Source organism: Desertivirga arenae, from assembly GCF_017355785.1.
GTDB classification, from domain to species: Bacteria; Bacteroidota; Bacteroidia; order Sphingobacteriales; family Sphingobacteriaceae; genus Desertivirga; species Desertivirga arenae.
The window spans coordinates 1-14,694 of the sequence record NZ_JAFEWE010000022.1 but is presented as its reverse complement, the minus strand read 5'-3'; the positions used below and the strand labels follow the sequence as shown (position 1 = coordinate 14,694).

Sequence of the window (14,694 nt, the reverse complement as noted above, 5' to 3'; positions counted from 1 at the left end):
AATAATCAAATTACGCCCTTTATTGCAGGATGAATCTTAAACTAACTCCAAAGTTTGTGAACGAAGTATTATAAGTCTGAGAAGTATACGGCTTGGTGATCGTACCATCGTAATAGATCCTCAGGTTAAACTTCTGGTTCAGCACATAATCTATGGAAGGCTTATAGCCTATGGTCTTGGCTCCTGATGATACTTCTGCATTCTCTACATCTGCTCTGAAGATCGTTGTCTTGCGATCGTTCAATCCGAAGTCCATTTTAAAGTTGATATCATTATTCAGCTTTCTTCCACCAAATAGCCCGAATGGCAATCTCAGATTGGCCGTTCTATAACCAAAACCGAATATGATACCGTTATCCCTTTGCTGAGCAAGCTGACTGTTAGCTAAACTAAGACTTAAAGCCCTCGACTTTCTATACTCAAAGTTCATGCTCATGTTGTTCTTTAGCCTGAAGTCAATACCCAAAAGTGGCACGAACTGCTCGGCAAGCAGTACCTGAGAGAACTGGTAGCGAGGCAAGAAATTTTGATTGGCATCGAATACGCTGGAGAAACCTGAGTTTTCACCATAGCGGGCTAATGAACTAAAGCTATTCACGCTGTAAGTAGAACGATAGGTATGATTAATATCGAAGGAAGAGAATATCCTATTGAACAGCTCCAGCTTGGTCAAGCCATTATACGTAATACGCCAGTTTGGAATTGGAATTTTAGGGAAGCTTCTTAAACTTACTTTACCCGCATCCTTACCAGTATATGCCGCTACAAATGCCGATACTACTACATCCTGGGAGTTTGCACCATAGCCTTGAGCATAACCATTAGCATCAGACCCGGTAGAATTTGGATTCCTTGCACCTAAACGTTGAGAGATCACTCTTCTATTAGCCTCAAACTGACGGAAAAGACGGGAGGTATTATCCTTGTTATCCCCCGAGAAGGCTGTTTTTAAAGAGAAGAAAGAAATGCTGTAATCACCGGTTGTTATCGGATTTTGATTATCAAAAACTGCTCTTACTGTATCATACTTGAACGTAGATGAATAATTGAAGCTCTGACTTTTTAAAGCAGTGAGCTCTATTCTCAAATCCTTTATTGGTTCTAAAGATCCACGGAAATTCAAATCTTCCTTCCTTGTCTTTACATAAAGCCTGCTCTGCAAACTATCCATTGTAAGCCAGCCGTTGGCTACTGCTCTTCCACGAATATCATGTTGAGATCCGAATATGAAATCCCATCCGGGAGCATTTGCATTAAAGCTATAGCCTAGAATATTTGTAGTTGGCGTGTATCCTGGCATAAAGATTCCTTCTGTGCGGGCATAAGCTCCGGTTACATTCTTAATGCTTGTTAAAGCAGTAACGAATGCCTTTTTAAAACCGCCTGCCTCTGGTCGTGTAGCATTTCTTACAAAAGCCAGCTTATTATAAAGCGTTACAAAATTAAGAGTCGGGTTCAGCTGAATAGTTCTTGAATTCTGAATGGTGTTTCCGAAATCAATGGAAGGATCTCTAAGAGTTACCAAAGGTTCAGACTCCCAATTAAAATTGGTACCATACCTCGCTACCAGGTTTGTCCATCTTAAACCAGGGATCTTACTTAATGGAACTGTATAGTTTACATTGAGTGCGTGATTGTAATTCGTTGTTCTGCCCAGACGCTTTAAGTTTGTCCAGATAGTATCGCGGTTCTGCCTGTTATTAGCTCCCAGTCTCTCATCAACAATACCGTAATTAGTAGCATTGAAATCCAATTGCAGAGAACGGGTTAAGTTCCATCCTATTCCGTACAATCTGGTGATCTGGAAGTTCTTGTTGTAAGCCGGCTTACTTCTTACACCAATAATTGATGTATCGATATCCCTTAGCTTACTTTCGGAATAAAGACGGTCGAGATCCACCCTGAAGTTAAGGGTAGAAGGCATTAAGCTTAGATTGAAGTCCTTCAACAAGTCGAGGTTCTTTGATTTAATAAGCTTCGCAAAAGGAGTAATACTTTTCGGTTGCCCAGAGAAATTATAAGCCAAAGCGGCCTTATAGGTTTTCTGCAAGGATGTCTCATTGATATAGTCCCTATGATTGTACTCAGTAAAAGCATAGGTCCCACTGAAGTTTTCGATATCCCAGATACGGCTTTTACTATCAGGGTTTGTTTTGATTTTCCTGACATTAGTGAAGTTGATACTTCTTCTGCCGGTAAAATTATCTACTATTTTATGTACGGCATCTTTCTCGTTAGAAGAAAGTCCCATTAGAGAGTTCTTTAACTCGATATCCTGCGAACGTGGATCATATTGAGGGACACTCAACTGACTTGACCAGTTAATAAATAGAGGAATCTTTATTCCCGTTTTTTCAGGAAAGAACTTCCCTAGCTCCAAACTACTGGACAGATCAAAGAAGGAATCATCACTCCTGTTTCTTTCGCTGACACGCTTATCTATAGAGCCAAAGCCAATGGTGCTTTTGCTTCCGGAAACGGTTACATCACCGAAATCAGCAAGCTTTGCATTCATACGGGCAGTAGCAGCCCAACCTCCCCGTTCATCAAAATCTGTAAGGCGTAGCTCATTAAACCAAACTTGAGCAGTCTTTTCCAGCCCATCATCTCCGCTCGTATTTGCAGCGTTTCGTAAAGGATTTTTCACCCCGAGCATGTACACTCTTACTTTGCTTAAGTCCGGCTGACCTTTAATAGTGATGGTCACATTTCCGTCTGTAAAAGTAAAAGGCCTGTCAAGAGGAGCCTGAGCATTATTCCTGGCAGCTTTAGCTTGCTGGAATTTAGCCAGATCAATACTTAGATTATTCGCTTCAGGCCAGATAGCATAAGGATCACTTGATCCATAAGGACTGGCCTTTAGAGGAAGTTCGTATTGGTAGTAATTATCCTGATTATCTGTTCCGATCCTAAGGATAGCACTGACATCATTATCACGAAGATTATCACCTTCTGCATGGACAAACATTTCCAGCTTACGGTAAGAGCGGAAATCCTGGTAGGTAGTTCTGAATGCTGCCCTTCCATAACCATCTCTCAGGTTTTTAACCGTTACTGCAAGTGCCTGCTCATTCTGTTGAGTCTGACCACGGAAGTTGCTATAATCACGCTCTCTTTGGATTCCAGGAGGAACTACATAAGGGATCGGAGTACGCTTTCCATTCTCTTCAATACTTACAGTGGCCACTTCAATACTTGAATTATCTGCTGGAGGATTAGTACCGTTAGTCATAAGGGCGGGATCTGCAATAACTTTATCACGCGTACCATCGGCATTAAACCTTCTCCATTCTCCTCTAAGCAATTGCATTCTTGCCAAGCGCATGATGGTAGTATCGGTAAAATTGGTCAGGTAAGTTCTGATGAAACGGATAGATTTGAAGTCTTCTATATTTCCAACTGGAACCCCGTTGGATATTGGAATTTTAAATTGATACCAGGAGACCTGTTTTTTCTCTCCATTAGCGAGAGTTACTGTATTCGTTACCTTATCAGTAATATTATTCTGTCCCACAACCATATCCTGAGGACGAATAGAGATCTTATACTCCCAATAAGCATCGGCAGAGTTAGAAGTATTATCACGGTTAATATCTTCGGCATCAGGCAATGGTGTTGAAGCCGTATTTTCTATTCCAGTCTCCGCACGTGATTGCTCTGTTGTTTTTGAGTTTCCTTCCAAACCATTATAACGCTCATAACGCTTCAAAATCCCCGCGTTTTGATTGTCCAGGTTACTTCCGCGGTAATATTGGAAGTTATCTGATGCAGGGTCAGCTTCTAATTCTGCCGCCGCTTGTGCACCGATCTGTCCACGGATCTGATTTAACTGAGTTGCAAACTTCTGCCGCTCGTCGTTATCAGACAATCCGTCTAAACCGATATCCTGAAATTGTCTTGCAGCCGGATCATTATCGAAAGCCTGAACAACGGGCTGAAGTTTTGCAGCACGTCCCCAAACAGATTCTATGGTTTTACTTGGATCCCCATCCGGCGGCAAACCGTTCTCTAATGATTTGTAGCCATCCTTCAAAATATCTTCAGAGATATTACCGAGGTTAAAATACATATCGCCACCTTGAGCATTCGGTTTGTAGATAAATGGATCCATCATCCATAACTCTATAAACTCTACGTTTAACGCCTCAAAGTCATTCGTCTCAATCCTTCTGAAAATACCTCCCCAACGGTCCTGAGGTCTGCTTAGTGTTCCATTAGGATTTAAGCCGGTAGTGGTAAAGTTATATGGACCGCGAAGGGTTGGATAATAAGCAAGATCAAGTGTTGGAAGCATCAAAGGCTGTCCGGTAGTGGACTGTTTAAATGGAAATACTTCCTGCTCTAAAACTTCACGGACGTAGTGATTAGACCTTTCATTCCTGTTGCCCCTTATATTACTTGGGGTTAGGGTATTACTTGTATTGAAGAAGATCGGGTCAATATTATAAAATGCTAATCGAGCCCTGTTCTTTCCATAATCCAGATTGTTAGACAACTGCGACTCAGGGAACCGGGCTGGTGTTCCTGATATTTGCCATGCTATGGCACTCTTTAAGTCGATGATAGAACGGCTTCCTTCAAAGTCATCCAGGTAACTTGCACCATTTTTACTTCCGGCAATATTTAAAGCATTGGGGTGACCAGGGATCATGTTTGCAAACTCGCCCGAGAAAGTGATCGAAGAAGTTTCTTTCGTAGAGATAAACGGCAGTTTATCCACCAGGCGGGTTAACCAGCGGGAGTCTGAAGAGTAATTGGCATCCATTCCCCAAATAGTATTAGAGATAGATTCTTCGCCAATATTTATTTTAGGAGTAAGCGGCTTCTCTGTAAGGTTCATTACGGTACCGCCCAGATTCAACTTATGATTCACTCGATAATCGAAGCGGGTACCAAATAAAGATCGTTGCTGTAACCCGAACAACTCGGCATTCTCCATTTTTATCCGGATAGTTTGGCCCGAATTTAAAAGGGCCTGATTGAGTACCTTTACTCTTCCGCTGTTATAGTCGACCGTGAAATCATTTCCCTCCTGTAAAGGCAGTGTTCCTGCGTATACCTGCACGGATCCCTGAGGAATGTTTATCGCATTTAGCTGGAACTCAGAACTTACTTCAGACTGAAAGGTTCCTTTGATGATATAGCGGTTCTTATTGGTAAAGAGTTGCTGCGCATCAGCCTTTGTCAAGTCGTACAGCTCTTTAAAAACGTATTTTTCTCTAAGATCTGTTTCTGCAAACTTTGGTTCCAGATCTTCTCCGAAAGGTTCTTTTAAAGGAAAAGTTAAACGACCATTTATCGGGTCGATGGTGATTCCTTCTATAAAATCAAAATAACCATCAGAACCGCGACTTCCAGCCTGGTTAAGCGTATCCAGATTAGTTAATTGAAGCCATCTCATTCCTGCTGTCCGCGATCCCTCCGAAACCAGAGGACTTTCGACTCCTCTTTCATCCAGACGAAATACGTTCAGATTAAATGCAGTGCGACTGATTTGATAGGCGCCTAACGAGTAAACGTTCTTCATCATCAAATCCCAGGTAGGCAATGAGGTTTTCAGCGTTTCTCCTTTAAGTAGCTTTACAAATAGAGCATTTGGTGTTTCATTGTTTACCGCCACGTCTGTAGAAAATTCCCCTACCTGGTACTCCTCTCCATTATAATTGTAGCGGAAGGCTACCGCTAAAACTTCATCGGCATTAAGAGCAGTATTTAAAGATATATATCCCAATCGAGGATTAAGCGTAAACTCCCTCTCTGTTAGCTTACGGGCATAAGACAACTTTGAAAAGTTATCATTAGCGCCATTTCCCTGAAAGAAAGTTCCAATGCTATTAGAGTTCGTTAATCTGTTAGCAGGATCCTGAGATAGTTGAGTCAAAAGGTTATTCGATTGTTTCCTTCCAAAGTCGGGATCACTTAAAGGACCGGCAGCCGGCAAAGTCACGAAGGATGGTCCGCCCTGCACCTGATTAGGATTACTTATCCGACGATTTTCTCCCAGGTCAATCAAACCAACAATATCCCTGGAGTCTGTCGTACTATTATTTCTATTGGTCACCCAAACTTCAATACGCGTGATATTAACATTTGACGTTATAAGAGGCAGGTTTTTAAGAGCATTATTGTACTGATCACGGAAGTAATGTGCCAGGAAATAATGTTTATTCGCTTCGTAATTATCGCCGGTGATCCTGAATTCATTCTGCTGAGAACCATTGTTAATAGTGATCTCTTTCTGCTGTGATTTTTGCTGGGAAAAAATAGAAGTAACGTTCAGCTTACCGAACTGAAGTTGAGTTTTTAAACCAAAGAGCGATTGGCTTCCGCTAATTAAGGTTGAAGCTAAAGGAAGGTTAACGTTTCCCGCCTCAATCTTTTGTACGATCTCATCAGGCTTACCGGTATAGTCAAGCTTCATCTGATTCTCGAAATCAAACTGCGCTTCGGTATTGTAATTAGTATTGATCTTTAATTTGGTACCGATCTGGCCCAGTACGTTCATCTGGATGCGCTGATCAAAATCGAAGTTTCCCTGACGACGTTGTCTTTCGTTAAAAAGCGGATTGGCTGTTTTATTTAAACGGCCTGCAAGGGTTAGTTCGGCAGTTCCCTGAGGTCTGATATCAATGCTGTTCCCACCAAAAATCCTCTCGAAAGAACGGCTGTTGATCTTTACACTAGGAACAAACCCTGGCTCTCTTGCTTCCTTAATGGGGGCTTCTGAAAGCTGTTTCCAATAGTTCAGTTTGATCTGTTCATTCTCATAGCGCTGATATTCTTCGATAGTCAGATATTGGGGAGGACGATACGTCCTTTCACCAATCTTTTCACGAATGATATAGCGTTTATTAACCGCATCGAACTCAACCGTTCGCTGAATGTTCGAGGGGTTTGGCAAATAAAAGCCAGGCTTCGGGTTCAATTCCATCAGCTTGCTATCGCTGAAGGGATACCTCAGCTTCAAACTGTCTGTTGGACTGGTATTTTGTGCGAAAACACCAGTTGCAGCAGAGAAGAATAACAAAAAGCTAGTTATTAAAAAAGAGAAAGTAGATGATCTTTTCAAAACCAGTAAATATTTTAAAGAGCTGTATTATAATTTATTAGAGGGCTTTCAAAGCACCTTTAATGAGGTCTTCTACGGTAATTGTTCCAGCTTGTTTCTTTAAAATGTTATCTAATGCTTTCTCTGCCTGATTTTTACCAAATCCTAGCATAACAAGCGCAGAAAGGGCTTCGTCACGGGCCGAGTTATACTGAGGCAATGCTGTCAGGCTCTCCAATCCCTCCTTTTTAAGCTTATCCTGTAATTCAAGGATGATTCGTTGAGCCGATTTAGGACCAATTCCTTTGATCCGTTGAATAAGAGGCAGGTCACCTTTTACGATTGCAGTTTGTATTTCTTCAGGAGTTATTGAAGAGAGGATCATTCTGCCTGTTCCCGGACCAATCCCTGATACTGAGATTAAATGAAGGAAAAGACGTTTTTCCCCCTCTTCAATAAAGCCGTATAATGTATGGGCATCTTCCTTAACGTGCTGCCAAACATAGAGCTTGCAACGTTCCTCTGACGGAAGTTTTGAGTAGGTATTTAAGGAAATATTAATTTGATAGCCTATTCCTCCGGCTTCCAATACTACATAGGTTGGACATTTAAAGACCAACCTTCCATCAATATACGCGTACATTTATACTTATATAAATTGTTTAATTGCTAGCAAAATCTGCTTCCTGAGCTAACGCGGATCCCCTTATCCTTACGTCTTACTTACTTTGAGCGTCAACAACGGCAATTGTAACCATATTGACGATTTCTCTCACAGAGCTGTCCATCTGTAAAACATGAACCGGTTTATTCAATCCCAAAAGAATAGGTCCTACTGCTTCCGCCTCTCCTAATTCCTGTAATAACTTATAAGCAATATTGCCTGATTCAAGATTGGGAAATACTAAGGTATTAGCCGGTTGATCCCGTAGCGTACTAAACGGAAAATTATTCTTCAGTAGCTCAGAATTAATGGCGAAGTTAGCTTGCATTTCCCCATCTACTACCATTTCAGGATAATCTTCATGAAGTATTCGCACCGCTTCGCGGGTTTTTTCAGGCACCTCACCCTCTACTGTTCCGAAATTGGAATAGGAAAGAACTGCAATCCGGGGTTCAACATTAAAGGTACGTACAGCCTTTTCAATTAAAACAGTAATATCTACAAGCTCATTTATTGTAGGATTTTTATTAACCGTGGTGTCTCCAAAAAATATAGGACCTTTCTTAGTCAGCATCAGGTACATTCCAGCTACCCTGTCAACTCCTGGCTTTGTTCCAATAACCTGTAATGCAGGTTTTACGGTGGTAGCATAATCTTTGGTTAGTCCTGATATCAGCACGTCGGCTTCTCCAAACTCTACCATGCATGAACCAAAATAATTACGATCGGTAACAAGCCTTGCAGCCATCTGCGGACTTACACCTCTTCTTTGCCTTTTTTTATAGAGGAACTCGGCATATTTACCAAGCTTTTCAGCTTCATCCTTCGGATCAATTATCCTGACGCCCGTAAGATCAAGACAATTTTCTTTAATTATATGGGAGATAGCTTCTTTGTTCCCTAGGAGGATTGGTGTTGCAATCCCTTCATCTTTCACGATCTGCGCAGCCTTTAAAATTTTGTAATTATCAGCTTCTGCAAAGACTACTCTTTTGGGAGCTGACTTAGCCTTCAGGTTGAGTGATCTCAGGAGCGCGTCTTCTTTACTTAGACGCAATCTCAGTCCTTCTGTGTAAGCATCCCAATCCTCAATTTCCTTACGGGCTACTCCTGACTCTATTGCAGCTTTTGCCACAGCCGGAGATACTGCTGTAATTAATCGGGGGTCCATTGGCTTAGGAATGATATAGTCTTTTCCATAGCGCAGGTTCTGAATGTTATAGGCAAGATTTACTGCTTCAGGTACTGGCTTCTTGGCCATTTCAGCAATCGCCCGCACCGCAGCAATCTTCATTTCTTCGTTTATAGTAGTTGCCCGTACATCCATTGCACCCCTGAAAATATAAGGGAATCCCAGTACATTATTCACCTGGTTAGGATAATCGGATCGACCGGTAGCCATAATGATATCACTACGGGTAGCAACTGCCAGATCATAAGCAATTTCCGGATTAGGATTTGCCATAGCAAATACGATGGGCTTCTCTGCCATTGTGCTAAGCATTTCTGCGCTTAAAACATCTGCTGTAGACAAGCCTATAAATACATCTGCTCCCAGGATAGCTTCTTCGAGAGTGTTTAGATCCTGATCTGTTGCAAACTCAGCCTTAATCGGTTCAAGCTTCTCGCGGTCTTTGCGGATAACCCCGGAGCGGTCGATCATGACGATATTTTCCTTAGAAGCACCAACGCTAACATATAATCTTGCACATGAGATTGCTGCAGCACCTGCCCCATTCACTACTATTCTAACTTTATCGATCTCCTTACCCTGTAACTCACAAGCGTTGATCAATGCCGCAGAGGAAATGATTGCTGTACCATGCTGGTCATCATGCATTACCGGGATATTCATCTCAGCCTTCAGTCTTCTTTCTATTTCAAAACATTCAGGCGCCTTAATATCCTCGAGGTTTATACCGCCAAACGTTGGTTCGAGAGCTTTAACTATCTGTACAAACTCATCAACGTTCTTTGTATTCAGCTCGAGATCAAATACGTCAATGTCTGCAAAAATCTTAAAAAGGAGCCCCTTTCCCTCCATGACTGGTTTTCCAGCCTCAGGGCCAATATCGCCAAGTCCCAATACTGCTGTGCCATTACTAATAACAGCCACCAGGTTTCCTTTAGCCGTATACTTATACACGTCATCTACATTTTCAGCTATCTGAAGGCATGGTTCTGCTACTCCTGGCGAGTAGGCCAAAGTAAGATCTCTTTGAGAATGGGTAGGCTTCGTTGGAATTACCTCAATTTTACCAGGACGTCCAGTAGAATGATAATCTAAAGCATCCTGTTTGCGCGTTAATTTAGACATAAACACTTTTTGGTTGAGCGTGCGTAAAAATAACATCTTTTATTAAAGTACGAGGTGGTTTTTAAAAGGTTATGTATTAACCTGATTTTCCCCGACCTGACAAAAGACGAGATAGATGTTTAAGAAAAAAATGAGCTTACTCAAATTCAGGTGACAAAGCACTCGAAAAACTTGTTATAAAAGCAAAAGAGGCTGAACGCATGCGCTCAGCCTCTTCTTTATCTGATGTTTCTGACCTACTACCAGAATGCAGTGTAAAGTGCAACTAGTATTCCGATAATAAGTAATGAACCCGCTGTAAAGCTTGGGTGGGTTTTAAACATTGATTTATCAACCTCTAGTCCGTTTACACGGTCTCCTTTGCTATTTTCTACCATACTGATAATGTACATACCGATGATACAGAAAATAAATACGAATCCCATACGGTCAAGGAAAGGAATTTCATAAATACCATCTGCGTTTGGAACTGCAAAACCTGCAGGGTAAAGGAAAGAAAGATCCATCCATCCAGGCAAGAATTTCAGTATACAAGACATGATAAAACCACCTATTGTTGCAAAAAGAGCTGCGTTAGAGGTAGCTTTTCTCCAGAAGAAACCTAACAAGAACATGGCGAAGATACCTGGAGAAACGAATCCGGTATATTCCTGAATGTATTTAAATCCACCCTTTTCAATACCTAAGTGAGGTGCAATGATTACACCCAGGATCATTGTGATCACCACAGTGATCTTACCAATATTAACTAATTTGCTTTCGCTAGCTTCAGGATTGATCGCCTTTTTATAAATATCAAGGGTAAAGATAGTTGCAATACTATTCGCTTTTCCTGCCAATGAAGCCACAATAGCAGCAGTAAGAGCAGCAAAAGATAAACCTTTAAGACCTGCTGGCAACAAGTTAAGCATGGAAGGATATGCCTTGTCAGCCAATACTTTTCCACCTTCAGTCATTTCCTGATGGAACCCACTTGCATTTTCCTTATAAAGGATATAAGCTGCAATACCAGGTAATACCACGATGATCGGCATCAAAAGCTTTAAGAAAGCAGCGAAAAGGATACCATTACGAGCAGTTGGCAAATCAGCACCTAAAGCACGCTGAGTGATATATTGGTTACAACCCCAATAGTTAAGGTTTACAATCCACATACCACCTAATAGTACTGTTAAGCCCGGAAGATCCATAAACTTCTCATTATCCTCTTTATTAAAGATCATATGGAAGTGGTCATCAGCATTCTGCATCATCAGGTTAAAACCATTTACCACCCCTGTTGATCCGTAGTGTTCAGCAACCAGGTTTAATGCAAGATAAGTTGTAGCCAAACCTCCAAGGATTAAGAAGAATACCTGAATTACGTCTGTATAACCAATTACTTTCATTCCTCCTAATGTGATGATGATGGAGAAAATAGCAAGGGCATACATGATATAGGTTCTGTCCAGACCAGAAATTCCCTGAACAGCAATAGCTCCTAAATAAAGGATAGATGTTAAGTTAACGATTACATAAAGTAATAACCAGAACACAGCCATGATCATCGCTACTGTACCATTATAACGTTGGTGCAGGAACTGAGGCATCGTAAAGATCTTGTTCTTAAGATATACCGGAATAAAGAACGTAGCTACTATAATAAGGGTTAAAGCAGCCATCCATTCGTAAGTTGAAATGGCAAGACCTACCTGAAATCCTGAACCACTCATTCCCACAAATTGCTCTGCGGAGATATTTGATGCAATAAGTGATGAACCAATTGCCCACCATGTTAAAGATCCTTCGGCAAGGAAGTAATCTTTCGAGCCTGAACTCTCAGAGCGCTTACGACGATATATCCAGATACCGTAAACGGATACAATGAGAAAGTAAATTAGAAAAACAATGTAATCTTTCGTTTCGAGCCTATTCATTTGAAGAAAGGTTTATATAAATATTAATTAATTTTTCAAGATAATTGGAACTACAAGGTGAGAAAAAACAATTTAATTGTCAATAGTACACCTAAAAATTCCTGATAATTGGTGGAGACACTTAGTGTCCGGAAAACACTCTTATTTCCGGGGCTTAAAGTAGGAATATTTCCGATATTTTTTTAGCCCGAGTGATTTTATTTCTCAGGCAGCCATCCTGAACTGTTATGCTTATTCAAAAAGCTGTAAAACAAGAGGTTACTTGATGAAAGCCGCTTCAATTTGGCTAAGTCCTTTTTCGATATTTGAAAAATTGAGCCATGCCTGATACCCCCTGGAAGGGATATTTTGTTCGAAATATCTTCCCAGTTTTCTAAATCCTTTGAAGATACTGCTCCGTATTTGTGATCGCGATATTTGTCAAAGTAAACAATCCACTCATCTCCTTCCTTTAATACTGTTGGTCCTTCTGCCCAGTAATTTTTGGTAATCGGAGCACTGGCCTTTGTGTAGGGACCTGTAAGGTTATCTGCAAAAGCAATTTTGATGTTCTTCTGCGCTGGCTCCCTCGTTTCATCTTTGATGAACATTACCCACCTTTTTCCGTCCTTCAAAATAGTTGCATCGATACTATTAAAACCAGGATCATATAAAACTTTTGTATCACTAAATGATCTAAAATCCTTGGTAGTTGTATAATAGATCCGGTGGTTGTAGCCCGCTTCCATCGTACTGGCTGTTTCCGTAAACTTGTCGGGAATTGTGCTTGCCCAGTAGATCATATACTGATCATTCTTATCATCATAGGTAATTTCAGGAGCCCAGGTATTTCTTACTGTTGGAGCATAGGCCATTACCGGTAGGAATCGTTGTTCTGACCAATGAATCAGATCCTTTGAATTTGCATAACCAATTCCCTTATCGGTCCAGCTAACTGTCCATACCATGTGGTAAAGGCCGTCCTTTCCTTTAACAATATTAGGGTCGCGCATTAATTTATCTTTACTTACCTGCGGACGAAGAAACGAGCTGTCTTTCTTTAAGGCCTTCCAATTAAGACCATCTTCACTGTAGGCCAGATGTAATCCATCCACACCATTCCCCTTAAAATAACAAAAGGCCCAAATAGGCTTTTTACGCGCAGAAAGCTGCAGTACCAGAAATAATAGTGGAATTAGTAGAAAGATCCGTTTCATCTAAATTAGTGTTTATAACGCTAAATTTAGGCATTTTTTCCATCTCTCAAATAATTGTTAAAGGAACAATTAAAACGGCTCAGGAAAGGCTGGTTGGTACTGAGCAAGGTTAGTCTGTAAATATTTGAATAAACTCTCGGTCATTATCAAACCATTCTTCATCTGCTCGTCTCTTAATCTTAAAGCCCGTTCTCCGGGCAACCTGACCTGACTTTTTTCCATGGGTTTTGCGCTTAGATAAGCTTCGTTCAGAAACTGGGTCTCCTGCAAAAATTCGTCCTCACCAGCAAAAGCTGCAGGATTAATTATTTGAAGGAATACAGAAGCACACCATCGACCTGGATTTTGTTTGCGACCGTAACCACTTAGACCATTGGTAAGGGCTTCTACCCATACACCAAGTGCAGTCCCTTTATAACCAGTAGCAGTTCCGCCTAAAGGGAGAACAGAAGCACCGGGGGTATTTAAAAAATCCGCAGGATCATCAGAGAGCGTTCCATCATTAGTTACGATCCAGGGATGAGGAAGGCGCTTACCTTCTGCTTCAGTTTGTTGAATCTGGCCATTTGCTGTTTCTGAGGTACTTATATCAAAAATAACTGTGGATGCTCTAGCGGGAATACCGGCTGCAATAGGATTAGAGCCTAATACAGGAGTAATAGCCCCAAAAGGAGCTACAGTTTTAGTGTTAGGATCTGAACAGGTGAGCATCATTAACAAACCTTCTTTTGTTACCCTTTCAGGATAGGTGGCAAGGCAGGCAATATGATGACTTTTTTTGATCACTACAGTTACTACCGGGTGTTCTTTAATACGCTCTAAAGCAAGATCAATAGCCTGATGTACCAGCCAGGGCCCTGGTAAAAAGTTTCCATCAAGTGTAATAGTGCCGCCGAAGTCTTTCAGCACCGTAGCTTTTCCAGTAGCAGCCATTCCCCCTGTTTCTAACTCCTTCAGATAAGCAGGGAGTAATCGCAAACCATGAGTACTATGTCCCATCATATCTGCTTCAACAAGCGTTTTCGCTACAGTATTTGCCATTGCAAATCCCAATCCTTCAAGTTCCAATAATTGAGTTGAATAATTAATTAGATCTGTTGCCTTAAATCTCTTTTGCTCTGGTACTGGCATTCGGGTTGACTTGTGTGTTTTTGTAAAAATAGGAGAGCTCATCTTAATCAGCAAAAAGCAAGAGGCTATTTATTAACAAACCTTCTATTTTTACTATAAAGAAATATATTTTAAACCTCCTTTGTCTACACTTTCAACTACTCTGGTCGTTTCGAAGTCGGTTAAGATACGGTTCAAATAGGGTTGAGATATGCTTAAAAGGAGAACATGGTTTAGCTCTGGATCTTTCTTCTTAGTTAATTGACTGGAATGTTCTAGTGTAGCTTTTTTGGGGAAGTTTGTAAACAACAAAGGCACCAAAGGGAAGCTCCCCCGGTGCCTTTATCCAATTTTATTTGTGTTTATTAAGCGTTCTTCTTTCTTGCAATTACTTTCTGAACAGCTTTAACGATGTGTTCTGCATCCAGACCGTATTTGGTCAT

Annotated in this window: 6 protein-coding genes; all 6 read right to left on the bottom strand. The window is 41.1% G+C overall.

Annotated features, from left to right (window positions below; genetic code table 11):
- Positions 1 to 19 precede the first annotated feature (19 nt).
- The 6 genes from sov to J4N24_RS24575 all read right to left on the bottom strand — a co-directional run bounded on the left by sov (position 20) and on the right by J4N24_RS24575 (position 14,272).
- Complete coding sequence (gene sov / locus J4N24_RS24600) at positions 20 to 7,069, bottom strand: T9SS outer membrane translocon Sov/SprA (protein ID WP_242691802.1); 7,050 nt, start codon at positions 7,067 to 7,069, stop codon at positions 20 to 22.
- 37 nt (positions 7,070 to 7,106) lie between these two features.
- Positions 7,107 to 7,691, bottom strand: a complete 585-nt coding sequence (gene ruvA, locus J4N24_RS24595) for a Holliday junction branch migration protein RuvA (RefSeq protein ID WP_207536396.1) — start codon at positions 7,689 to 7,691, stop codon at positions 7,107 to 7,109.
- 76 nt (positions 7,692 to 7,767) lie between these two features.
- Positions 7,768 to 10,029 (bottom strand): NADP-dependent malic enzyme, encoded by a 2,262-nt coding sequence (locus J4N24_RS24590; RefSeq protein ID WP_207536395.1) that lies wholly within the window; start codon positions 10,027 to 10,029, stop codon positions 7,768 to 7,770.
- Between the two features lie 239 nt (positions 10,030 to 10,268).
- A complete protein-coding gene (locus tag J4N24_RS24585) occupies positions 10,269 to 11,945 on the bottom strand; it encodes a sodium/sugar symporter (protein WP_207536394.1) in 1,677 nt (558 codons plus the stop codon).
- Between the two features lie 197 nt (positions 11,946 to 12,142).
- Positions 12,143 to 13,141 carry a glycoside hydrolase family 43 protein gene (locus J4N24_RS24580; protein WP_207536393.1) on the bottom strand — a complete coding sequence of 333 codons (999 nt, stop codon included), beginning with the start codon at positions 13,139 to 13,141 and terminating at the stop codon, positions 12,143 to 12,145.
- Between the two features lie 69 nt (positions 13,142 to 13,210).
- Entirely contained in the window at positions 13,211 to 14,272 is a 1,062-nt protein-coding gene (locus tag J4N24_RS24575; RefSeq protein WP_207536392.1) for an Ldh family oxidoreductase, read from the bottom strand.
- Between the last annotated feature and the right edge of the window lie 422 nt (positions 14,273 to 14,694).